The sequence below is a fragment of the Patiriisocius sp. genome, assembly GCF_051252435.1.
In the GTDB taxonomy this organism is placed as follows: Bacteria; Bacteroidota; Bacteroidia; order Flavobacteriales; family Flavobacteriaceae; genus Patiriisocius.
On the sequence record NZ_JBPOFW010000001.1, the window covers coordinates 274851 to 298748 of the forward strand.

Below are 23898 nucleotides of genomic sequence, written 5' to 3' on the forward strand. Positions count from 1 at the left end.
TCTAGTTCTTTTTTAGATATTTTAAATCGATTTTCAATTTGATGTTGAGATGATCAATCGTTATTTTTTCTGCAACATTGTCTTTAATATTTTCAAAAGCAAAAACCACTTTCTCTTTAGATTTTGACGTGTTTATAATGTTCGTTAAAAACAATTCATTTTTCCCAAAAATGTAATAATTAAATCTATTGTCATATTTAGACTTATACATTCTAGAAAAAGCAGTGGTCTCATATTGAGAAATCACATCAACCTTTTCCGTAATCAAAATTCTAAAATCCTTTTCTAAGGTGTTGACGATGATTTTTCGGTCAAGGTCTGAAACTATAAATTTCTTTGTAAAGGTATCGCCTTCGTAGAGAAAATCAAACAGTTTACTGCCAAATTCAGTTGTAAAAACGACACGGTGCGAGGTGTCGTTTAACTTTTTGATAATGAGAATTCCGCCAAAATATCTTCCGTAGATGTCAATCTTTGCCTTGTAAACGTAGTCTTTAGAGCTATCTGCAAAATACGGATTTGTAATTTGAGAAATTTCCGAAGGACGTTCCTCTAATCCTTTTATAATTTTTGGCGAGCAGGAAATTACTGCAAATAAAAGGAAACTACTGAGTAAAAACCGAAGCATCGATGGTGGTATTTACAAGTCGGTTTTTAAAAATAATGCGAGTGTAATCTTGCGAGGGTTCAATCATCTTCACTTCGGTTACCGAAGCATCTTTTTTATCAAATAGCAACTCGAAGGATGCAATATATGCGGTGAGTTTCTCATCTTTCGGGACGAAAACTGCCTTGTTTGCTTTATCGGTTTTGAAATACGTTACCGTAAAATCGTTGTCATCAAACATATCGCCTTTAACGCTTTTTACGATTAAATCGTTTAATTTTTTGAACATTTTACTACTACCAATATCGATGGCATTTTTAGTTCCACCGTCGTTGATAAGCAACTTATCTTCTTTAAAAATCACACTGTACACATACGGTTTTGTGTATTCCCATTTCACCAAATTGGGTGATTTAAATTGTAATTTCCCAATAGTTTCTATATCGTTGTCTAAAAAATCAAGATGCTTGTATTGGACAAAATCGCTTTTGATTGTCTTTGACGCTTTTGAAGTTTCAACAACGGCTTCTTTAAAAGCAGAAATTTCCGAAGCCGTCATCGCACGTTCTTGTGCTGAAATTTGCAACGAAAAATAACTCAATAAAAAAATAAAAATAAGCTTATGCATAAGGCTTGATTTTGAGCAGTGTGTCCACCGAAACAGACTGCAATTGTTTGGATTGCAAAGTTAACAATAAGTGTTCCAAAACGGCGACGCTCTTTTCGCTAGTGTCGTGCAGTAAAATGATATCGCCTTTTTTTAACTTTTTTGTTACGCGTTTTTTAATTATTTCGGCAGATAATGGACGAGTATCCAATGAACGTTTGTTCCAACCAATTGGCTGCAGTGGCAACACTTTGAGTGCTTTTTTAATTTGAGGATTTGTGACCCCAAACGCAGGACGGTACAATAACATTTCAAGTCCGGTGATTTGTTTTACTAATGCATTTGCTTTTTTTAATTCGGTAATTACCTTTTGGGTGGAGAAGAAACCAAAATTAGTACTATGCGAATAGGTGTGGTTTCCCACGGTGTGTCCTTCGTCAATTATTTGTTTGAATAATGCTGGATGTTTTTTAATATGCGCACCAATGCAAAAAAAAGTAGCAGTTGCTTTGTGCTGTTGTAATAATGCTAAAACTTGTGGGGTAAAGGTTGGGTTTGGACCGTCGTCAAAAGTAATGGCAACCTGATTTTTTATAGTTGTTGGATTACTGTTCAAAGATTTAAAAAAATAATTCCATCGTATCAATCCAGAACCGCATGCCGTGAGGACAAACCAAGCTCCAATAATAAAAAAAATATTGGTCCACGAGAAAACATAAAAAAATTGTGCCACAAAAAAAGCGATAAGCACAAATACGAATATGTAATTAACTGTGATATATTTTAGCATGAGCGAAGCATCACGAAGCTGTGATTTTCTCCACGATACTGGTTGTAAATCAATACATTTTTGATTTTATTGGGAGTGATAGCGTTCAATTTAGTAACCTCAGGAATGGATTGCTTTTTTAACATTTTTGAAGCAAACCATAACCCAAAAGAAGATGCTGTTTTAAACTCTCCCGACAAATGCTTGTAAACTGTTTGCTGTGTATTTTTGAACAAACCTTCGGTTAAAACTTTGTAATAAGTATCAAATCCAACATCGCCATTATTTCCTAAAACAACAACGTCAATATCTTTTGGAGTCACTTCATTTTGAGCTAAGAACGATTGTACTTGTTGTTCAAGACGTTCCTTCGTCAATGTATTTAAAATTTCAATGTCTACTATTTCGGCATAGCCAGATTGTTTTTTCTCGTTCGATAATACAAAGAAATTAGCACCTTCACCAAAAACAGAACCCTCGGATCCAGAGTTTAAAATGTTTAGATTATCTATTTCTTTCTCTTGCTTTATGTGTTTAATCAAGCCGTGAACTTGAATCATGTGCGGCCCTAATTCGTCAATCCCGCCCACTAAAATTGTAGAAACTTCACCAAGAGCTAATTGAAGTTTTGCGTCTATAAGCGCAGACTCAAAAGAACTGCTTGAGTGTACGTAAGTAAAATTATAACCTTTACATTGAATGCCAAGTGCAATTTGACCGCCTACTGTATTGTGTGTTGATTGTATAAAAGACGTGGGCGTTAAATATTCTTCATTATTGTCAATCAAGCGACTCACAAATTTCTCTGAATCAATCACACAACCCATTCCCGTACCTGTAATGACCGCATCCACGCTTTCAACACCTGCTTCATCCATTGCTATTTTTGAAGCAACAACACCCATTTTTATTCCCTTTGCCATACGGCGAGCAGAACCAGCATCCAAAAAGTCTTTATAATTGGGGTCCACTACGGAAATATTAGTCGTATGATAATTAAGGACATCATTTAAAAATTCGTCATTATCAAATGTCTTTTGAGACGAAATAGAACCCACGCTATTGATGTACGCTTTTTTCATCATTATGGCTCTTTTGAGAATAAAACAGAGGTGCAGTTACCACCAAATCCCAACGAATTTGAAAGCACCGTATGCAATTCTTTTTTGACTAATGTTGTTTCGGGTGTAATATTGAATTCCTTCATCTGTGTTTTAAAATTGAGATTTGGGAATATAACATTGTTTTGCAAAGCAAGTATAGAATAAACGGCTTCTACACCACCTGCCGCTGCAAGTGTGTGCCCTGTGAAGGCTTTCGTACTGCTAAATGGTGGTACGTTTTCTCCAAAAACACGTATGATGGCTCTACCTTCAGAAAGGTCATTATTGGGAGTCGCAGTTCCGTGAGCGTTGATGTAATCTACTTGATCGGGTTTAATTCCGGCAATTTCTAAGGTCTTTTCCATTGCCGCTGTTGCCCCGTCACCATTTTCAGAAGACGCTGTTTGATGATACGCATCGTTAGTATTTCCGAAACCTTTAACGTAGGCTAATACGTTTCGGTTTTCGGCCTTTATTATTTTTTCAGATTCAAGTACAATGTATGCTGCGGCTTCTCCAAGATTTAATCCTTTTCGGTTTTCATCAAAAGGGGTATTGTAGGTATCGCTCAAAATCATCAACGTTTTAAAACCGTTGATGGTAAATTTTGAAAGGCAATCTGTACCACCCACAATCACTCGGTCTAACTTGCCGGCTTTAATTAATCTAGAACCAATTATAATTGCATTTGCAGCAGAGGAACACGCAGTGCTTATTGTAGTTACAAGACTTTCATTAAGTCCAATTTGTTGGGCAATTTTATTGGTCCCGTCGCCTAGATGATGACCGTCTATATATTTACGGTGTTCATCGTTATCAAGATAATCATAAAAATACTGTTCTGTTTTGTCCATTCCGCCCACAGTGCTTGCTGAAATTAGCCCTGTTTTATATTTGGACATATCTGTAATTCCTGCATTTGCAACAGCTTGTTTTGCTGCGAGCGAACCCAATAAACTTGTTCGAGAATAATTATGGTTTTTAGGAAGGCCGAGCATAGATTCAATTTCTTCGTTGGTATAGCCAATCTCACCCACCATAATACAATCTTCATGAATTGTATTTAGTTTAGAAATCTTTGAAATTCCCTTTTTACCTTGCAATAACGAATCGAAATTTTCCTCTACATTGTTTCCAATAGCAGAAATTATTCCCATCCCAGTTATTGCAATGCTTTTATTCATATTATGCCCTATTAGCTTCAATATAAGCTGCCATTGAATTTACAGACTCAAAAATCGCTTTACCCTCTTTTGGGTCAGCAAGCTTAAGCCCATAATCTTTATCCAGCATTACGATTAATTCTAGAGCATCAATAGAATCAAGACCTAAACCATCTCCAAAAAGTGATTCATCGTCTCCAATTTCGGCAACTGTTAAATCTTCAAGATTTAATTGCTCAATAATTTTTTCTTTTAATTCTTGTTTTAATTCACTCATAATTGGTCGTTGTATAATCTATTTATTTCGGCAGTTGTGTGATTGCCTTTTTCATTTGTTTGAGTTACGAGATAGAGGAATGACTCGTATTTGTCTGCGTCCACATTTACCCAACCACATAATACCTTATCAGCTTTTTTAGTATTTAAAAGTTGCTTGGCATAAAGTTGTAGATGTCTCGCGTTAAAGGTTTCAAATATAAAAAAACTATTTTCAGAAAATAGCCTATGTTTTATACTAATCTCTCCTATACAAATATTGGGCAACGTATAAACAAAAACCGCAGGGCTCGGATAAAAATTATCTGCTTCTGCAATGGACTCTTGATGTTTTCTATCAGTATCTAAACTGGATGCATTATTGGACAATACAACTGCAATACTATTTTCTTCGGAAGCTAGGTTTTGCGATTTCAAAAGCACATCGGCTGGCAAGAATGCCGCTTTGCTCAACGTGTCCATTTTAAAAAATTTACGATAATCTGTATCCAAATTTTTATAGATATCCTTTAAAATTTCAGGTAGTTCAGTTTCCGAAGAACTAAACAATAACTCGCCATCCAGCGAAATTTTGCCATCTTTAAAATGCACGTAGGTCGTTATGTCAAAATGCGCTGTATTCACTATTCAAATTGTGATTTTTTACAAACAAACATTGTGTGATATTCCCCAAGGGCAATGTCTTCATCCACGTAAAGTCCCGCTTTTTCGGCAAGGTCTATCAGCACCGTTGAAGGATACATTTTACTGTTACCGTTCGCCATTACTGTGAAATAGATGGATGTCGCTTCAAGGACAAATTTTGCATTATTAAATCGCTGTCTATCTGTATAGGTTTCAATAATGATAAGCTTTGTTGTGTCGTCCATGGCAGCAACTGCGGTGCACAAAATTGTCGAAATCTCTTCTTCTGAAAAGCAATCTAAAAATTGACACATCCAAATTACGTCTGCACCTTTGGGGATGGTTTTTAAGTCTTTTGATAACCAGTCTATTTCCTGTCCTGTAACCCGTTCTTGAAATCCATTTTTCTTCACCGAAGCCAATGCTTTGTTCAATTGGCCCGGTAAATCAAGCAATGTCATTTGAAGTTCGGGGTCTTTACTCAGGCATTTTAATGCGTATTTTCCAGTATTTGCTCCAATATCAATAATCTTCTTTGGTGAAAAAGCTAACAATTTTTCAATGGCGTCATCAAAAATATCATCGCTATAATGATGGTCAAATTCGAACCAAGATTTTTGAATTTGCTCTGGCAACTGTGAAAGCCCCTCGTAAATTGTAGGCCAAGAACCTAACTCTTTCAATCCAGCTGGTGTGCCATATTTAATGGCTTCGGGTAAATGGTAGAGTCCTTTATAGCAAACATCATTTGTGAAATTGATATTTACATTTACGGTTTCGTGGTACGCTAAAAAATATCCCGTTTTTGTAAGTTTATAATTTCCGTCTTCATCCTTAATTACAATGTTTGAGCTTTCTGCAATTTCTAACAATACGCCCACACCGTAAGCGGTCAATGATAAAGCTGAGGCAATTTCATGCACAGTTTTACCTCCTTTTTTTCGGTTTTTAAAAATAAAATCAAAAATACCGAGCTCCCTCATGGAAACAGTCGATTGAAATACAAAGGGAGCAAAAGCAATTTGCTGTGCCTGTTGAATGGCATCAAATGCACTTTCAGATTGATTTTGCATATTGGTTCAGGTTTTGGTTGGTTGTTGTTTTTTAAATACTACCGCAGTATTACATCCACCAAATCCAGAAGCTGTTTTAAGAAATGAATTTAATTCAGTTTTGGTTGGTTTTGTAATCACATTCAATGGCTCCGACGTTCCTTTTGCCGAAAATCCAAGCGATGTAAATAATGTATTCTGGCACAACGAATGCATCCCGATAATGGTCTCCAATAATCCCGAAGCTCCCAAGGTATGCCCAAAATATCCTTTCAAACTATTTAAAGGTACTTCACTCATTCCCAATCTGCTGAAGGCTATCGATTCCATTTCATCATTGAATGATGTCGCCGTTCCGTGAGCCGAAATATAGTCAATTTCATTGGGTTTTACACCCGCCTCTTTCAATGCAACTTTTGCGCTCCTGTACAATCCTTCGCCAGTCCTTGAGGGACCCGAAATATGATTTGCATCGTTACAAGAGCTGTCTCCAGCTATTTCGCAGGCTTCTTTACATAAATTGGTTGCATCTTTTGTAACCAAAATACTAGCCGCTACTTCTCCAATATTGATACCCGCACGGTCATCGCTGTAAGGTTTGCAACGTTCTGTACTCAATGCTTGAAATGAGTTGAAACCACTTAAAATAAACTGCGTTACTAAATCGCCACTTACCACGAATACCTCATCAAACATCCCTGCATTGATATATCGTTTTGCAATTGCCACGGCGAGAACGCCAGACACACAAGCGTTTGAAACCACAATGGGTTCAGTTTTAAAATTATAAAAATCTGCAATGGTTTTTGCAAGTTCGCTCAAGTATGCTTTTGACTTCGGAAAAGGGCCGTTGTTTTCTAATACGTCTATGTTTCCTTTTGTGGTAGAAATTATCAATCCGGTTCTTTCCGAAATTTTATTTTTCGATTGTTTCAATACATCGTTCAATGACAAAAGCATCATTTTTTCTAAACGAGTGTAGCTGTTTTGATCTTCGGAAATTTCCGCGAAAGCGTTATTGAGCTTTGATTTATCTATCACCGAAGCGTAAAAAGGAAACGGTAAAATGGAAATATTTTCAATACGCTCCAAGCCACTTTTTTCATTCGCGACCTGTTGGACCACGGTCTTGCTATTAAAACCGAGTGACGAAATAATATTATTATGTGACGCGTAGATTTTAGTCATCTAAAAGTCCCATTTTTTGTTTCCATTTCACAACAAAATTTGGAATGGTAAGTGATAATTCTCCTCCCAACTCTACAAATACCTGTATGGTTTCACCCGTGCAAGCGAGCAAACCTTCGGGTGTGAAAATTTTATATTGAAAGATTATTTTTGCCGCGTCACAATCTACATAAGTTGTTTCAATTGTGGCAATGTCGCCATATTTGAGAGGTAACTTATGTTCGCAAACCGATTTTACAATGGGCGTTGAAAAATTATTGTCTTTTTGGTTGAGATAGCCAATGCCAGTTTCGTTTCCGAAGGACTCACGACCGTCCTCAAAATATTGAATATAATTGCCGTGCCACACAATACCTAGTGGGTCGCATTCTGCAAAGCGCACACGAATCTTGCTTTTGTGCTGAATTGTTTTAACGTTAGACGGTTTGCTTTTTCTCATTGTAAAAGATGGCGATTAATGTTGTGGCGAGGAAAAACAAAAATAATAAACTGATTTCGGGAATAATTGCTTTTATGGATGCATTTCGTAAGAAAACGTCGTAAAATGCACTCAAACCCCAATTCATTGGTGAGACTTGTGAAATGAGTTGCATAAATTTTGGCATAATAAAAACCGGCACCCAAACCCCACCGAGCGCTGCAAGAATAACTACAAAAGTGGATCCAAATGGCGCTGCTTGTTCCTGCGTTTTTGCAATCGTCCCAATCAAAAGTCCCAATCCTATTGCCGCTAATCCTGCAAATAATGCAACAACTAATAATAATGGGAGTCGTCCCGAAACATCTAATGTGGGCAATCCTAATAACGGAAAAACATAAATACCCACGAATAACATAAGTGCAAATTGTATTAGGCAGACTGCCAAATACACCAGTGTTTTCCCGCCTAAGACTGTGGCATAACTCACGGGTTGTGTGCGTAATCTCACAAATGTGCCTTGGTGTTTTTCCTTCACCATATTTATGGACAATGGCACGATAATAAAGAAAATAGCGAATAACGCCCATGCTGGCACATTGTGTTGTGCACTGTTGGGGATGATTTCTTTTTCGTTTTTTACGGGTACTATTTCTTTGAAGCTGATGAACGATTCAGTTTCAAAAAGCGGAGTTTCTTCTTCTCCAATTTGCTCTTGAAATGCTTTGTAAATAGTTTCGGTTTCTATTTTTGAAATCATTTTATCGATTCCGTTTTTTACTTGGTTTTTGAACGAGCCTTGCGTCGCTGGGTCAAAATACAATCGCACTTCCTTTGCTTTGATTTCTTTTTTCTCCTTCTGAAATGTATTTTCTTCGGCTACTCCAAATGCTGAAAGAATTCCTTCCACATTTTCATTGACCTTGGCTTCCAAATCTTCCGATAATTTTTCAGGAATGACAATCGCTAATTGATAATCGCCACTAAATACTTGTTGTTTCGCTTCCGTTTCCGAAGCACTTTTAATGATTTTAAAAGTTTCAGAATTTGAAAGTCCTTCAGTTATTGTTTTTGCTACATTTCCGCCGTCATTATCTACCAATAAAATGGGGATTTTAATGCTATTCACCGCCTTAAAACTGCTGTCTTGAATAATGGTAATTACGATGAGCAAGGCTAGCGGCATTAAAAATAAAATTGCCATCCCGCCCACATCGCGCGATAATAATTTGAATTCTTTTAAGGTGGAAGCCCAGAGTTTATGCATAGTCTCTGAGGGCATTTCCTGTAAGCGCTAGAAATACATCTTCGAGGGTATTGGCTTCAGGGTGATTTTCAATAAGTGATTTTGGTGTTCCTTTTGCTACAATGATTCCCTTGTCAATAATGGCAACTCGGGTGCAAAAATTTTCGGCTTCATTTAAATGATGCGATGTATAAATAATGGTTGTGCCTTGTTTGTTCAATTTTTGTAAATGCGCAATGATTACATTTTTTGATTGCACATCCACACCCACCGTTGGCTCATCGAGAAATAGCACTTTTGGTTTGTGAAGAATGCTCGCAATTAAATTGACACGGCGTTTCATACCGCCAGAAAATGTTTTGATTTTCTTATTGGAGAACTTCGCCAATCCTAGAATTTCGAGTTGGTTTTTTATATCAGTTTTGAGTGGAGCTCCTTTTAAATTGTACATACTCCCAAAATATATCAAATTCTCAAAAGCTGTCAACTCTGGATATAACGCGTATTCCTGTGGAACAATCCCAATGTGTTGTTGTAATTGCCTCTTGTTACTTTTAAAATCCAGTCCATCGATTGTAAAATTTCCCGCAGTAGGTCGTATCAATGAACTCAACATAGAAATCAGTGTAGTTTTTCCGGCGCCGTTAGGGCCCAACAATCCAAAAATCTCACCTTCCTCAATCTCCAAATTCAAAGCGCTCACCGAAAATATTTCGGCGTCCTTGTATTTTTTTGAGAGGTTTTTGATTTTTATCATTGGATTTCTGAGTGGATAAATTTTTAAACCTAAGCCACTGCTTTCTTCAATTTCTTAAAGAACATTTTTTCTTTATCAGCAATAGCTTCCAGTTGGGTGGCTACTGCGTCATATTTATCGAGTGCTGTATTGTTGCTTCGGTTTTTGTAGATTCGGGATGCTTCGAGGGCGAAATCGCGCCATTGGTCTCCAATTTCGGTCATTTCAGAAGAGAGTTTTACTAGCTCTTCATTGTTCAACAATTTTCCCGCTTCTTGTAAAAATGCACCGTAAATATATCTAAATCCACCACCGCCAGTTCCTATTTCTTCTTGCATGCGCACTATTTGTCCCAAATAATGATTTGCTTTTTTTACCCCCTTTTTCTTGGGCCATTTTCTAATGAGTTTTGCAATGGTTTTGATACCATTGACACCCACATAAGGCACAGGAGCCGCCATGTCGCGACAGGTGTGTTTAATGCCTTTAATGATTGCTTTTTCTAAGGCCAACTTCTCCGGAAATGAGGTGGGATAATAAATATGCCCTTTGGGAGCAAAAGCTCCTTTGGCAAAGCGTACTTTTTCCAGTTCTTTATCTGTAAGCGTAGTAACGTTTTCCATTACAGGATCACTAATAAGATATTTTTTGTCCTCCTTTCCGAAGACAACTAGATTGTGAGCGTTAAAATGAAAACGATATTCTTCCGGGAAATACATCAAATTATAAACGCCTACCTGCAAACCCACGGGATTGTTTTTTGCAAGATTTTCATCCAGCCTTACTTTTGCAGTCTTTGGATTTTTAAATTTTTCGCGTTTTATTTTTATCCCCACTCGTTTAGCAAAGCGATTGAAAATCTGGCCGGGCATCGCTCGATACGTAACCACCGGCGCATAGTTTACTTTTAAAAAAGGGATATAACAAAATAACAATCCAGAGCCAATTCCAAAAACCATGGGTTCGCTGATTTGAAATCCGTTGTGTTTCATCAAATTTGAAATCACCCCGTTTTCGCAATGCGCAGACTGGTTGTGTGTAAAATCTATCTTCATACGGTTATTTTGGAATCTCTTGTAATTGTGCTACTGAAATGTCAAACACATCAGCATATTTTTGTAATTTTTTAGCGTTAAGCCTTTTAAATACTGAAGGTTTAAAATGGCGTTTTACTTTCCACTGCCAGAACCCTACATAACTTGCTAAAATGGGGAGATCCATTTTAGCAGCTTCCATATAATATTCAATAGGGCTTGTCTCTCCAGCGTGTACACGCTTTTTTGCGTCTTCAATACGATTCTCGATTTCTTCAAGCGCATTATCGAGTGCGATTTTTTTGGGGTCCCAACCAGAACTTAACGCGGTTGTATATTCGCCATTTTCGTCAACGGCATAATACAACTCTTTTGAGTTAAATTTATTAAGGCTACTTTGATCTTGTGGGACTTCGGTCTTTTTCACTTTATACTTCTTGAATGATTAAATTCATCGTACAATCTACGATTAATTCTTCATTGTTGAAAGTAGAAGTTTGCATGGTGCACATGACATAATCACCAGCATCAAACCTATTAATTAGCGACGCTTTTGTGATAATGGTGTCATCCACCTTTGGCAATCCATAAATTTTTGCACTTTTAATGGTGGAAATAAAACCAACTACTTTATTTCCGGTTCCTTTGAGGTCATCTTCGTCAAAAAAGCTTTGACCTACGATGGCTGAACACGTTTGGGCATTGTTTTCAATAAGTCCACTTTCTTTGAAAAAGTCATTTTCATCTACAAATACGCAATCTTTTTCTATTTTGAAACTTGACGAAACTTCGGTTTCAGTGAGTGATAAAAGTTTATTTACCATCAACATAGGCGACCTATGGGGCAGGAAATCTTTTATGTCAAAATTTTCAATATTGGCTTTCATATTATGCTAACGCTGTTTTCATTTCGCCCATCGCAATGACTTTCCCATTGCACTCTGTCGATATTGAAACTAATGTAATGCCCATAAATTCTTGCAGAATGTTTACCGTGGTAAGTAATGTGTCTCCCACTTTGGGTAATCTCTCAATGGTTATTTTTTTTACTGCGCCAATATATCCTGTTGGTGCTTGCTCTTTTTTTAGAAAAAAGTCATATCCGGTATGCAATGCAACACTCTGAGCCATGTGTTCAATAACACCTGGTTCTTGAAAGACATTGTTTTGTGTAAATATATTTTCGGCAGTTACGGTAAGTCCGGCTGTTATCATTTCCGAAGAAAAAGCATGTAATGAATCTACCATTACAAATGGCGCTTTCTGCGGAATTAAATTTTCTATAACGGCTTTGTCAGTAATTTTTTTAGGCAATAGATCCATACTAGCATACGGTTAAAAGAGCATTGAAATATGAGAAACGTGCACTCTCCGGTACAATTAGCCAAATTTTATCTCCTTTTTTCAATTTCCCAGATGCGATAAGACCATCAATCATTAAAAAGATAGATACCGCGCCTACGTTTCCTACTTCGCTCAAATTCATGAACCATTTATCCCAAGGAACTTCAACGTCTCGCTTTTTCAATTCTTCGTAAAGTCTATCCTTAAAGAAATAAGAAGATATATGAGGTAGAAAATAGTCAATATCATCGATAGAAACATTGTGCTTTTTCATGCTTCTCACCATTCCTTCAACACCTTTGACAAGTACGTTTTCTCCTAAAATCCTTGTATCTTGTTTAAGGGCGAAGACAGATTTTTTTCCCCAATCTGTAACAGGAATATCATTCCAAGAGGTGAGTGAACCATCTTCATTTTTATCAGAACCAGAATACATACAAGTCTCTAATTCATTTGCAAATGAAAAACCATCCATCCACTCAATTTTCAAGTTAGTTTCTCCTAAGGGTTTAGGCTGCAATAAAAACGCTCCAGCACCATCACTCAACATCCATCGTAGAAAATCTTTATTAAATGCTAAGATAGGTTTTTCTTCAAGAGTTGATAAGTGGACAACTTCATCTTCATAAATACCACCTTTGAGCCATCCAGAAACGCGCTCTGAAGCACCACAAACAGCATTGTCATATTCACCAGATTTGATAGCCATGTAGCCGTATTTCAATGCATTCATACCACTGCAACATGCTCCTGTGGGCGAATTTATCTCCATATTACTACCTTTCAATTCTCCATGTACCATTGCAGCGTGAGAAGGTAATGTTTGATCGGCACTCCCCGTTCCAAAAGAAAGAAGCTCTATATCGTTTTTTGTAAAATCTTTATCTAAAAGTCCTTCAATAGCTTCTTTTGCTATTTGTGCATTGGTGTGTGTAGGATTACCATCTTTATCAATGGCGTAATAACGTGTTTTAATTTGGTTATTACGCAATACTATACGTCTCGCTCTAGATTCCTTTCCATTCACTTCACCAAGCAATTCCTCCATCTCATCATTTGTGACAGGAGAATTAGGTAAAAATTTGCTTGTTCTTGTAATGTATACGTCTCTCATTAATCTCGCTTTAATCGCACCGATGCATAAAATTGCTTATCCTTTTTTATTTTGCCGTACAAAGGAAAATAAGTGAGCAAAAATACAATAAAAACTATAGGTGCTATAACCCATATTGCAAATATCATGTAATAATTAAAGTAAGGTAAAAGTTTACGTCTTTTAGGCGTATTTGGCCCTCCTTTTTTAATAAGCATACTTGACCATTTTGAAAAAACCACGTTTCCTCTTTGGTCAGTTGCTATTAATGAAGGATTAACAATAACCGCATCTTTTTTAAGAAGTCTTTCTTGTAGACTCTCATAATTATTTGACAATAGCGCTTCTTGAATGATGACTCCAAATTTTGATGCTTCAGAAATTTCTTTTTCTGAAACACCCGGCTTCGGAAAAATGCCCCATTTACGATCTTTCCTTCCTTCTAGCATCCAATGCTGGATAGTTATAACGCTAATGTGATTTATATTGCGGTCCACCAACGCGATATTTCCAACCAATCGCGCACCACAATCCACTAACAATTGCTTCATCTTTTCTTGGGCCATTATCCACATATTGCGTGCGCCAATTACTGTAACAACAGGCGTGTTTTGTAATAATTTTTTTCCTTCGGCAGATTTCAGAAATGAATTTACAGGAATGGATGGCGTTAAATACCAAACGGTGTAACCAAGAATAACCAAATCGTATTTCTTATCCAAAACAGAAGTTGGAATAGGTTCTAATTCAGTAGGAATTTGAAGAAAAGACTCTGGAAATACATCAAAAAAATCAAGGGTTGGCCAGGGAAAAGGATACTCTTTTACAGGCTTTATTGCGTGGTACGTTATATTTGTAGTTGCAGCGTCAAAGGGCTTCATGATATTCTTAAGAATGTCGCGTTGCTGACCGGTTTGAGAATAATATACGACTAAAACTTCTTTCATTTTTTGTTTTTTGCGCTCCAAAAATCAAAGTAATTAAACCATTGTCTTGGGTATTTACTCAACATCCACTCTACACTTTCTATGTATTCCTGCAATAAATGCTGCGCGTCTCTATGTTTAACTTGGGCGGTGCGCGCATATAAATGGTAATGTTGTTTTGGGTCTTTCATTACATACACAAAAATAACAGGCACTTTTAGTCGTGATGCAATCATAAACGGTCCTGCAGGAAATTTTGCCTTTTCACCCAAAAGCATTCCTTCAAGATGTTTAGTCCCTTTTATATATCTATCACCGGTCATGCAGACAATTTCATTTCTAGCAAGCGCGGCGTTTATTTCAAAAATATGCGAAATATCTTCTTTAATCACAATAAATTTAGTGTGGGAGCGCCTTGTGTATTGGCTCAAATATTCCTTTATCGCCTCAACTTCGGCATCAGTGACTACAAGGCTTATGGTTGCAGTTTCGTCCAATTCTGCAAAGAAAAATTCTGAAATTTCAAAATTACCAACATGAGCGCTGATTAAAATCCCACCCTGTTTTTTTTGTAACAGATTTTTAATATTGTGTTGCCCGTCAAAATCGTAAGTAAAAGACTCCCGAAGTCCTGAGGATATAGCAACCTTATCGATAATGGTTTGCCCGAAAATAAAGTAACTACGGAATATATGAATGACGCTTTTAAAAGCCCCATATTTTAATCTATTACTGAAATAATAATAAATTGCCCGAGTGTTCTTAGGAGCAAAAAAGACGTAATAGCTAGCTACAAAAACGAGAAGTGTGTATGCGGCTTTTACGCCAAAATTTTTAATGAGAAAAACAAAAACCTTGTACCCAAATACAGTACCCTTGGATTTTCCTTCCCATTCTGAACTCATATAGAAGAAGATTTTTCTAGCTTATTTTTCTTTCGATTAAATCGTAAAAATCCTGAAGTGTTTCAACTCCATTGAAATCTTCGCCCACAAGTTTGGTACCAAAGTTTGATTCGACAGCCACTACCAAATCTACAAAATCCAAAGAATCCAACTCTAAAGTTTCCTTTAAATTGGCGTCTGGACTCATATCTTCTTCTTCAACTTCAAACTCATCTACAAGAAAGTAGTTGACCTTTTCAACGATTTCTTCTTTATTCATTTTGTGCTAGGACGATTTTTTGATTACTAATGCTGAATTTGTTCCTCCAAAACCAAAGGAATTCGACAAAAATACATCTATTTTTTTATCTAGCGTTTTCTTGACCAAATTTAACTTTCCCGAATCCTCATCTGCTTCCTCTAGATTAATGTTTGGCGCCACAAAACTGTGCTCCATCATTAGCATACTGTAAATAACTTCGCTTGCACCTGCCATCCAGCATTCGTGTCCAGTCATTGATTTTGTTGAACTTACGTGCGGTCCATTTTCGCCAAAAACATCAAAAATAGCTTTTGCTTCGTTTGCATCGCCAACTGGTGTTGAGGTGGCATGTGCGTTTACATAATCCACTTCAGTTGGCTTTAATCCAGATTGGTCAAGTGCTTTTCGCATGGCTCTTGAAGGTCCTTCAACATTGGGTGTTGAAATATGGTCTCCATTTGATGAAAAACCATAACCTACAATTTCACCAAGAATTTTTGCGCCTCGTTTTTTTGCCGATTCGTAACTCTCAAGTATTAATGTGGCAGCACCTCCACTTGGTATTAATCCGTTTCGGTTTTTATCAAAAGGTCTTGATGCTTTAGTAGCATCAGTTTCTTCAGTGGCAAAAACTCCCAATCCGTCAAAACTTGCAACGGCAAGCATATTTATTTCTTGGGCTCCGCCACAAATAATCATTTCTTGCAATCCGCTTTTTATCATTTGGTATCCCACTCCAATGGCGTGAGAGCCACTTGCGCAAGCTGCACTAATTGTAAAGTTGACACCTGTTAATTTAAAAATAGTGGAAAGATTCATAGTAACTGTAGAGTTCATCGCTTTAAAAATAGCGCCAGAACCCACAAGTGTGGTGTCTTTTTTATCTCTAATAATGTCAATGGACTCAATAACCGATTTTGCCGTGCTATCATTTCCGAAGAGAATTCCAACTTCATTTGCATCAAGAAACGCCTGGTCAACGCCAGCCTGCTCCAATGCTTCTACTGTGGAAACATAGCTATACATGGCTTCTTCTCCCATACTTACACGTTGCCTACGGGACAGCTGTTTTTTCAAGTCTGGTTCTTCAACATGACCCGTAAAACAAGAGCGAAATCCAAAATCCTTTCTAGATTCGTCATAGATAATTCCAGAAGTTCCGTTGTACAACGACTCCTTAACTTCCTGCTTGTTTTTACCAATACAAGAGTAAATTCCCATTCCTGTAATTACGACTCTGTGCATATTAAGAATAAATTCCCCCGTTAATATTAATGATTTCGCCAGTAATATAAGATGCTTTTTTGGAAACTAAAAACGAGACTAGGTCTGCGACCTCTTGGGCTTCGCCGAAACGGTTTGCTGGTATCATTTTTTTCAATTCCTTTTCATCAAGATCTGCGGTCATGTCACTGTTTATAAATCCAGGAGCAACTGCATTTACTGTAATATTTCGCTTTGCGACCTCAGCCGAAAGTGCTTTGGTTGCAGCAATCACAGCACCTTTTGCTGCCGAATAGTTTACCTGTCCCGGGTTTCCTTTTAATCCTGAAACGGATACCATATTGACAATGCGACCATACCGATTTACCAAAAGTTTCTGTATCAGATGATTTGTTACATTGAAAAAACCATTGAGACTTGTGTTGATAACACTGTGCCAATCTTCTGGCTGCATCCACATAAACATACCGTCTTTTGTAATGCCGGCATTATTTACGATCACTTCTATTACTCCGTCTTTGTTGTTCTCTGCCCAAGCATCGAGTGAAGACTTCACGCTTTCGGCATCTGTTACATTAAATTGTAGCAACGTACCTTCTCCCCCAACATCTTTAACTTCTTTTAATGTGGCATGTGCCGCACTTTCGTTGCTATTATAATTAATCAAAATATGGTAGTCGCTGTCTTGAGCAAGTTGCTTGCAGACTGCGCTACCAATACCTCTTGACCCGCCAGTAACGAGCGCATATTTTTTCTTTATTGCTTTATCAGCCATTGATTGTTATTTGTATTATTTTGAAAACACCTCAGCATTCTCGTACCATTTTCCGCCCAATGGATTTCCTTTTGCATCAATAAAACCCCATGATTTTTCATAGCGCACACGGGCTAATCCATTATAAAAACCTTTTAAATTATCGCTGCTGAAAAGGCTCAATCCCCCAGCCGAAATTACATATTGTGCAGGTATCACCATCTTACCTGTTTTATCAATAAAACCCCATAGTTTTTTATCCTTTACGGGCGCGAGACCATTATCTGCAAACGTTTCGGCATCTCTATATTGAAATGGGATTACTTCTTTTCCAGTTTCATCAATATAGCCCCAATAATCATCATTAAATACCGGCGCTAATCCATTATTGAAGGCTCTAGCTTTATAGAATGTAGGTTGAATTACCCATTCTCCTTTATTATTTACATAACCAACAAGCTTATCTTTTCTGGCATACGTTAATTTTTCTCCTTCTGGAAAATCCCAAACTTTATCCGCTCCCGAAATTATATTCATTTTGCCATTATGGTAAATCCCAAAAGACTCTCCTTTACGAACTGCGATTCCATTACTGTTATAGTCACCGATTTCATCAAACTCCAAGCCCATAAATTCCTTTCCAGTTTTGTCAATCATGCCCCAATTGTCATTCATCTTTACTCGCGCATAACCATTAACAAAAGGTTTTATAGCATCATAGGTAGGTTCAATAACTACATCTCCTTTTGTATTTATCAGTCCTACTTTCTTTTCTAAAGTATAAAACGCCAATCCGTCTTCATTGAAATCGTAATATTTTTCTTTAACAGGAGTCGCAAGAACTTTGTTGTCTTTATCAATATAATTCCAATTTTTATCTGCATACACTAGCGCATATCCTGCATTAAATGCCTTTACTTTTTCATATTGTGGTTCTATTACCCAGTCGCCTTTCGTATTGATATACCCCCAACGATCACTCTTGAAAGCCGCTGCAAGACCATTAGAAAAATCTCCCGCTTTAACATATTGAGGAGCGATAACCATTGCTCCGGTGGTATCAATAAATCCATATTGGTCATTATCTCGAACCCTAGCTAATTCTTGACTAAAAAGAGATGTAGAAATTAAAAGTGTAGTTAAAATAAAAAGAGTTGCATTTTTCATTATTCCGATTTTTAAATTAAAATTAAATCTGTTAAAATATGTATATTAATTAATCGATAATGTTTGAAATTGTCATCAATTCAACAATAATTTCAATATTACTTGGGAATTAACTTTCCTTATTTATGATAAAATCTTTCACTTGGTTAACATACGGATACATGATAACATCTTCCTTAAAAGCTGGGACGATGGCACGAATTTCATCGTACATCTCTCTAGTTTTTGAGGAAACCTTATCTTTCATATCTAGATATTCAATGGCTTGAATAATAGTAATGATGTGAATCCCCATCACTTCAAATCCATTTTCAATTACTTTTTTTGTTATTAACGCGGCATTTGTTCCCATACTCACCACATCTTGATTATCGTTGTTATTGGGAATGCTGTGCACATACATTGGGTTTGAAAGCATTTGATTTTCAGCAGTGGTTGAAGTTGCTGTAAACTGAACACCTTGCATTCCAAAATTCAACCCTAACTTTCCAAGATTTACAAAAGGCGGTAAAATATCATTTAACTTAGAATTCAATAAATAGTTGAGCTGTCTTTCAGCAAGCATCGTCATTTTTGTTACTACGATTTTCAATTTATCCATTTCTAACGACACGTAATCACCGTGGAAATTTCCGCCGTGATACACCTGCTTCTTTTCAACATTAACAATTGGGTTATCATTTGCTGAATTTACCTCCTCAATCATTATTTTTTCAACCATATTCAAGGTATCTAGAACGGGCCCTAAAATTTGTGGCACACAACGCAAGGAATAATATTCCTGCACCTTTTCATGAAAAACTTCCACATCGTTATCGCCCGTGTAAAGGTGATGCTCGCGTTTTCTCGTCAAAGTACTGTCAGCAAGATGATCACGCATTGCTTTTGCAATATTACGTTGCCCTTTATGCTTTTTAGTTTGATTGATATCCATACTTAAATGGTCATCATACGCCTCAACAATTTCGTTAATAGCTGACGAACATTTTATCATCCAATTTAGTAATCTGCGCGTGTATATGGTATTGACGATGCCAATTCCTGTCATTACAGAAGTACCATTCATCAACCCCAATCCTTCTCTTAGTTCTACGGAAATTGGCTGCAAATTTTCCATTTTGAAAACATCAACAGTATTTTTTCGTCCTCCCTTGTAGAAAACTTCACCTTCACCAATAAGAACTAATGCGAGATGGGCCAACTGCACCAAATCACCACTAGCACCAACGCCCCCATGCTCATAAATCAACGGAATAATATCACGATTTATCAACTGAGTCATCAACTTAACAACCGAAACATGAACACCCGAATTACCCAAAGAAAGGGTATTCATTCTTGCCAGCATTGCTGCTCTTACATATTTTGGGGCAATTGGATTTCCGGTACCAGAAGCATGGCTTCTAATAAGATTATATTGTAATTGAATACGCTGGGTATCTTCAATTTTGTATTGTGCCATGGGGCCAAAACCCGTATTCACACCATAAATTACTTTATTCTCAGAAAACTCCTTTAAAAAATCAAAGCTTTTTTGAACCGTATCAATGACATCCTCATGAATTTCAATGGGTTCATTCCTAAAAATAACATTGTAAAACTCTTCAACTCCTAATTCTCCTTTTATTGTTAGCATGTAACGTTTTTCGTTTTAATTTGGGTGTAGTTAATTCAACTAAAATAATATAGTTAAATTTGAGCAACAAATTTAATATAATTTTAACAGAAACAATGAGGAGAAATGAAACTGTCGATGTGTTAATAATAGGAGCAGGTCCTTCGGGCTCCGTTGCTTCTGCATATTTACACAATAAAGGACTCACGGTAAAAGTAATAGAAAAAAGCAAATTCCCAAGATTTGTTGTGGGAGAAAGTTTACTTCCAAAATGTATGGAGCATTTTGAAGAGGTGGGCTTACTGGAATGCTTAAAAGCTCAAAACTTTGAAAAAAAGCATGGTGCTCGCTTTATTAAAGGAGAAAAAGTATGTGATTTCGACTTTGCCGTAAAGCATACTGAAGGTTGGGACTGGACATGGCAAGTGCCACGCGCTGATTTTGATAACGCCATGGCACAAGAACTTTTAAAACGCGGTGTAGATATTACTTTTGAACATGCTGTTACAAATGTTTCGTTTAATGATGACGGTTCCTCAGTCACTACAATCGAAGATAATGATGGCAATCAAAGTAACATTTCAGCAAAATTTATCATTGATTCTAGCGGCCACGGAAGAGTATTACCGCGTTTATTAGATTTGGATACTCCGTCAAAACTTACAAAGCACTCTTCTATTTTCACGCATGTTGATGACTTAAAAAGACCAAAAGGTTTTGAAGGAACACGGATTACTTTTGATGTTGTCGATACCGAAGTTTGGCTTTGGGTTATTCCATTTTCAAATGGGAAGACAAGTTTGGGCTACGTTGGCCCAACAGAATATATGGAATCTTTTGAAGGTACAAATACCGAGAAGCTGATTGCCATGATGAAACTTTCAGAATATTACAATGAGCGCTTTGAAGGCATTCCTTATGATTTTGAACCTGTGATGATCAAAAATGTTTCAAAGTCTGTGAAGAAACTCTACGGAAACGGATTCGCATTAACCGGTAATAGTGCTGAATTTCTCGATCCAGTATTTTCAAGCGGTGTAACGTTTGCAACCGAATCTGGATTGCTCGCGGCAAAATTAATTTCGCGAGAATTAGACGGCGAAACAATTGATTGGGAAGAACAATATTCAGACTATATTAAAAAAGGAGTAAATGTTTTTTCAACCTATGTAAAAGAATGGTATACGGGAAATCTTCAAAAAATATTTTTCCATTACAAAGAAAACCCCGAAATCAAAAAACAAATTTGCGCTGTACTTGCTGGATATGTTTGGGACGAAACAAATCCATTTGTAAAAAATCATAACAGGCTCGTTAAAACCGTTGCGCATATAACTGATATGGAAATAGAATTTGACGCAAAGAATTCCTAATCCATGAAATAGGAAACTAAAAAACCCAGATTACTTGAATTGTAACCTGGGTTTTTATATGGAATTTATTTTACTACCAGGCTTTCTTGTTAATGGTCTTTGCTAAAGTTTTTGCAAGCTTCGCGTAAGATTCAGAAATTCTATATCCTGAGTCAAAATCATAACCCATTGCTCCGTTCCCTTCTGCTTTTGTATATTTTACAGAAAAAATCACATCATTTGGAGCACTTGTTTTATAAACAGAAATAATTGCATCTATTTTTGAAGGTTGGCGCATCACCCCAACATTATATCCAGCATATAAAAGTGTAGTGTGAACTTTCATAGTATATTCTGCATTTGGCAAATCTTTACCTACTTGAAATTCTTCATAACGCTTATTAAACGATTCAATAAACTTAGGCTCGTAACGTTCCTCTCTATCTGAAAACCACGCCTTTTTAAAACGCTCACCATCTCCAGCTTCTTTCTCTTCCCTTTTAGCCATTTTATCTTTCAAAAATTCCTCTTCGTTATCATATTTAGGAATTTCTACATCAGAATAATCAAAAACCAAGTTGTACTCAGTAATTCCTTTTAAATCTTTAAAATCTCCCTCAAGTACTTTTGCTTTTTGTGCAAATGATGCAGCTGTAATAACCAATGCAAGAACTAATGTAATCTGTTTTTTCATAATATTTAGTTTAGTTGTACAAATGTAAATTTTTGAAGACTCCAATAAGCGCCCTCGTTTGTTTTTTATAATAGGCTAATTTACAACAATCTGCCGTTTTATGGATTCAAAAATAACGGATTCTTGTTTCTCTAGGAATAAGGCAAATTTTTTAGATTAAGTATTAATTGTGTTAAACACTTATGTTTTTTAATTTCTGAAATTTCAACTAAAAAAATGAAGCTTTATGTATTTTGAAATATTCAGAAAAGCAAAAAGTCTCAAGCGATTAAACTTGAGACCTTTTAAATGAAAGTTGTCCCACTAGGATAACTTTTTGATTTTCTCAACTTTTTAAAAATTAACAGAAATGCACTCAAAAGCCTTTACGTACAGTACTTTTAAGAATGTTAAATAAAATTAAGATAACTTGAATTAAGATAAATAAAGATAATGTACGTACATTTGAACGCACATGAAAGGTACACTAAATTTCAAGATTAGAAAACTTGCTGGGGACAGAACCAGCATCCAAGTTATACATATTTTCGGTCGTGGAAATGAAATACGTTACTCTACCGGACTGTTTATAAAATCATCTAATCATTGGGACAATAAGAAGCAACGTGTTAAAAATATTATTGCTCAAGAAGATTCAAGAAAAATAAACAAATCTTTAGACAACTTAAATACTCTCCTAAAAGATAGGTTAAGCGAATTACACTTCAAGAATCCAAACTACACTAAAAATGATGCAAAAAGAATATTTAAAGGGGCATTTGGTAAATCCGAAGAAAAAAGAAATCCAAATCTTTTAGAATGCTACAAATTTTATTTTGAACACTTTGCTAAAAATCCAAGTCCGTCAACTCAGAAACCACTATCTAACGGAACTATAAAATCTTTGAAATCTTGCTACAACTTGCTTGAGGAATATGCGGAGAAAAATGGAGGTTTAAGTTATGCAGATATCTCCCTTGATTTCTATAATAAATTTGTTGAATTTTTAAAAAACAAGGATTATGGCACTAACTACATCGGCAGCCAAATCAAAAATTTAAAAACAATTCTTAATTATTCTTTGTCCAATGGTTATCACTCTAACATGACACATTTAAAAAGAGAGTTTGCCAAACCGACAGAAGAAGTTGATTCTATTTATTTGAATAATGAGGAGTTAAAACAAATTGAACTGTTGGAATTAGATAATGGAATGGATATTTCTAGAGATTTATTTTTAATTGGAGCGCATACAGGCTTAAGAGTTTCTAATTTTAATAAATTGAAAAAAGAAAACTTAAAAAATATTGGCGGCAAATACTATTTTGTTGTGAAATCAACTAAAAACAACAAACTCTTAACAATCCCTTGCAAACCAGTTGTAGTAACTATTTTAAAAAAATACAGCCTGTCACCACCACCTAAAAAATCTGACCAAAATATAAATAGGGATTTGAAAGAAATTGGTGCCCTTGCAAAGATTAACGAACCAATAACCATTGAAAAAACTATCGGTGGGAAATTACAGAAAAAAACTTTCAGTAAATATGAATTAATTGCTACGCACACTGCAAGGAGAAGCTTTTGTACAAATGCATATATCAGCGGTATGGCAACTATGGATATAATGACCATTTCAGGACACCAAACAGAACGTGTATTTTACAAATATATAAAAGCTTCAAATCTTCAAAGAGCGCAAAAAATTGCAGAACACCCATTTTTTAATTAAAAATGAAATATATTAATTTAGAAGAAATTTTACTTCAAATTAAGTACAG

27 protein-coding genes are annotated in these 23898 nt (G+C 36.2%); 2 read left to right on the top strand and 25 right to left on the bottom strand.

Translation table 11 applies throughout. From position 1 onward, the window contains the following. Window position 1: 1 nt before the first annotated feature. The 24 genes from ACSHW7_RS01205 to ACSHW7_RS01320 all read right to left on the bottom strand — a co-directional run bounded on the left by ACSHW7_RS01205 (window position 2) and on the right by ACSHW7_RS01320 (window position 20113). Window positions 2–628, bottom strand: a complete 627-nt coding sequence (locus ACSHW7_RS01205; protein ID WP_435677490.1) for a hypothetical protein — start codon at window positions 626–628, stop codon at window positions 2–4. Further along, window positions 606–1235 carry a LolA family protein gene (locus ACSHW7_RS01210; RefSeq protein WP_435677491.1) on the bottom strand — a complete coding sequence of 210 codons (630 nt, stop codon included), beginning with the start codon at window positions 1233–1235 and terminating at the stop codon, window positions 606–608. The genes ACSHW7_RS01205 and ACSHW7_RS01210 overlap by 23 nt, the downstream gene beginning before the upstream one ends. Beyond that, window positions 1228–1947, bottom strand: coding sequence for a polysaccharide deacetylase family protein (locus tag ACSHW7_RS01215; protein ID WP_435677492.1), 720 nt, complete (start codon window positions 1945–1947; stop codon window positions 1228–1230). Before ACSHW7_RS01215 ends, ACSHW7_RS01210 begins: the two co-directional genes overlap by 8 nt. Before the next feature lie 50 nt (window positions 1948–1997). Further along, the gene (locus ACSHW7_RS01220; protein ID WP_435677493.1) at window positions 1998–3068 is read right to left on the bottom strand and encodes a beta-ketoacyl synthase N-terminal-like domain-containing protein; all 1071 of its coding nucleotides are present in this window, start codon (window positions 3066–3068) and stop codon (window positions 1998–2000) included. Continuing rightward, window positions 3068–4270 (bottom strand): beta-ketoacyl-[acyl-carrier-protein] synthase family protein, encoded by a 1203-nt coding sequence (locus tag ACSHW7_RS01225; protein WP_435677494.1) that lies wholly within the window; start codon window positions 4268–4270, stop codon window positions 3068–3070. The genes ACSHW7_RS01220 and ACSHW7_RS01225 overlap by 1 nt, the downstream gene beginning before the upstream one ends. A 1-nt stretch (window position 4271) precedes the next feature. Continuing rightward, window positions 4272–4526 carry a phosphopantetheine-binding protein gene (locus tag ACSHW7_RS01230; protein WP_435677495.1) on the bottom strand — a complete coding sequence of 85 codons (255 nt, stop codon included), beginning with the start codon at window positions 4524–4526 and terminating at the stop codon, window positions 4272–4274. Then, window positions 4523–5149, bottom strand: a complete 627-nt coding sequence (locus tag ACSHW7_RS01235) for a 3-oxoacyl-ACP synthase (protein ID WP_435677496.1) — start codon at window positions 5147–5149, stop codon at window positions 4523–4525. Before ACSHW7_RS01235 ends, ACSHW7_RS01230 begins: the two co-directional genes overlap by 4 nt. Further along, the gene (locus tag ACSHW7_RS01240) at window positions 5149–6222 is read right to left on the bottom strand and encodes a methyltransferase (protein WP_435677497.1); all 1074 of its coding nucleotides are present in this window, start codon (window positions 6220–6222) and stop codon (window positions 5149–5151) included. Before ACSHW7_RS01240 ends, ACSHW7_RS01235 begins: the two co-directional genes overlap by 1 nt. Before the next feature lie 6 nt (window positions 6223–6228). After that, window positions 6229–7389, bottom strand: coding sequence for a beta-ketoacyl synthase N-terminal-like domain-containing protein (locus ACSHW7_RS01245; RefSeq protein WP_435677498.1), 1161 nt, complete (start codon window positions 7387–7389; stop codon window positions 6229–6231). Continuing rightward, window positions 7382–7828: an acyl-CoA thioesterase gene (locus ACSHW7_RS01250; RefSeq protein WP_435677499.1), complete on the bottom strand. Its 447-nt coding sequence runs from the start codon at window positions 7826–7828 to the stop codon at window positions 7382–7384. The genes ACSHW7_RS01245 and ACSHW7_RS01250 overlap by 8 nt, the downstream gene beginning before the upstream one ends. Then, on the bottom strand, window positions 7806–9074 hold the full coding sequence (locus ACSHW7_RS01255) for an ABC transporter permease (RefSeq protein ID WP_435677500.1): 1269 nt from the start codon (window positions 9072–9074) through the stop codon (window positions 7806–7808). Before ACSHW7_RS01255 ends, ACSHW7_RS01250 begins: the two co-directional genes overlap by 23 nt. After that, window positions 9067–9810 carry an ABC transporter ATP-binding protein gene (locus ACSHW7_RS01260; protein WP_435677501.1) on the bottom strand — a complete coding sequence of 248 codons (744 nt, stop codon included), beginning with the start codon at window positions 9808–9810 and terminating at the stop codon, window positions 9067–9069. Before ACSHW7_RS01260 ends, ACSHW7_RS01255 begins: the two co-directional genes overlap by 8 nt. 29 nt (window positions 9811–9839) lie before the next feature. Continuing rightward, window positions 9840–10844 (bottom strand): BtrH N-terminal domain-containing protein, encoded by a 1005-nt coding sequence (locus tag ACSHW7_RS01265; protein WP_435677502.1) that lies wholly within the window; start codon window positions 10842–10844, stop codon window positions 9840–9842. Window positions 10845–10848: 4 nt separating this feature from the next. Continuing rightward, a complete protein-coding gene (locus tag ACSHW7_RS01270; RefSeq protein ID WP_435677503.1) occupies window positions 10849–11250 on the bottom strand; it encodes a hypothetical protein in 402 nt (133 codons plus the stop codon). Window position 11251: 1 nt separating this feature from the next. Continuing rightward, window positions 11252–11710 carry an ABC transporter permease gene (locus tag ACSHW7_RS01275; protein WP_435677504.1) on the bottom strand — a complete coding sequence of 153 codons (459 nt, stop codon included), beginning with the start codon at window positions 11708–11710 and terminating at the stop codon, window positions 11252–11254. A 1-nt stretch (window position 11711) separates the two neighbouring features. After that, window positions 11712–12146 (bottom strand): hypothetical protein, encoded by a 435-nt coding sequence (locus tag ACSHW7_RS01280; protein ID WP_435677505.1) that lies wholly within the window; start codon window positions 12144–12146, stop codon window positions 11712–11714. Window position 12147: 1 nt separating this feature from the next. Further along, window positions 12148–13281 (bottom strand): beta-ketoacyl-ACP synthase III, encoded by a 1134-nt coding sequence (locus ACSHW7_RS01285; RefSeq protein ID WP_435677506.1) that lies wholly within the window; start codon window positions 13279–13281, stop codon window positions 12148–12150. Beyond that, entirely contained in the window at window positions 13281–14207 is a 927-nt protein-coding gene (locus tag ACSHW7_RS01290) for a dialkylrecorsinol condensing enzyme DarA (RefSeq protein WP_435677507.1), read from the bottom strand. The genes ACSHW7_RS01285 and ACSHW7_RS01290 overlap by 1 nt, the downstream gene beginning before the upstream one ends. Continuing rightward, window positions 14204–15091, bottom strand: coding sequence for a lipid A biosynthesis acyltransferase (locus ACSHW7_RS01295; protein ID WP_435677508.1), 888 nt, complete (start codon window positions 15089–15091; stop codon window positions 14204–14206). The genes ACSHW7_RS01290 and ACSHW7_RS01295 overlap by 4 nt, the downstream gene beginning before the upstream one ends. Window positions 15092–15107: 16 nt before the next feature. After that, the gene (locus ACSHW7_RS01300; RefSeq protein WP_435677509.1) at window positions 15108–15350 is read right to left on the bottom strand and encodes an acyl carrier protein; all 243 of its coding nucleotides are present in this window, start codon (window positions 15348–15350) and stop codon (window positions 15108–15110) included. A gap of 6 nt (window positions 15351–15356) precedes the next feature. Continuing rightward, window positions 15357–16577, bottom strand: a complete 1221-nt coding sequence (locus tag ACSHW7_RS01305; RefSeq protein ID WP_435677510.1) for a beta-ketoacyl-[acyl-carrier-protein] synthase family protein — start codon at window positions 16575–16577, stop codon at window positions 15357–15359. A 1-nt stretch (window position 16578) separates the two neighbouring features. Beyond that, window positions 16579–17331 (bottom strand): 3-oxoacyl-ACP reductase FabG, encoded by a 753-nt coding sequence (fabG, locus tag ACSHW7_RS01310; RefSeq protein WP_435677511.1) that lies wholly within the window; start codon window positions 17329–17331, stop codon window positions 16579–16581. Window positions 17332–17346: 15 nt separating this feature from the next. Continuing rightward, the gene (locus ACSHW7_RS01315; RefSeq protein ID WP_435677512.1) at window positions 17347–18477 is read right to left on the bottom strand and encodes a WG repeat-containing protein; all 1131 of its coding nucleotides are present in this window, start codon (window positions 18475–18477) and stop codon (window positions 17347–17349) included. 109 nt (window positions 18478–18586) lie between these two features. Next, complete coding sequence (locus ACSHW7_RS01320) at window positions 18587–20113, bottom strand: HAL/PAL/TAL family ammonia-lyase (RefSeq protein ID WP_435677513.1); 1527 nt, start codon at window positions 20111–20113, stop codon at window positions 18587–18589. A 95-nt stretch (window positions 20114–20208) separates the two neighbouring features. Between ACSHW7_RS01320 and ACSHW7_RS01325 the strand changes: the two genes are divergently transcribed. Next, on the top strand, window positions 20209–21465 hold the full coding sequence (locus tag ACSHW7_RS01325) for an NAD(P)/FAD-dependent oxidoreductase (protein WP_435677514.1): 1257 nt from the start codon (window positions 20209–20211) through the stop codon (window positions 21463–21465). 73 nt (window positions 21466–21538) lie between these two features. On the opposite strand, the gene ACSHW7_RS01330 is transcribed toward ACSHW7_RS01325, so the two are convergent. Continuing rightward, the gene (locus ACSHW7_RS01330) at window positions 21539–22138 is read right to left on the bottom strand and encodes a hypothetical protein (protein ID WP_435677515.1); all 600 of its coding nucleotides are present in this window, start codon (window positions 22136–22138) and stop codon (window positions 21539–21541) included. 454 nt (window positions 22139–22592) lie between these two features. Here ACSHW7_RS01330 and ACSHW7_RS01335 point away from each other — a divergent pair, with 454 nt between their 5' ends. Next, entirely contained in the window at window positions 22593–23849 is a 1257-nt protein-coding gene (locus tag ACSHW7_RS01335; protein ID WP_435677516.1) for a phage integrase SAM-like domain-containing protein, read from the top strand. Window positions 23850–23898 lie beyond the last annotated feature (49 nt).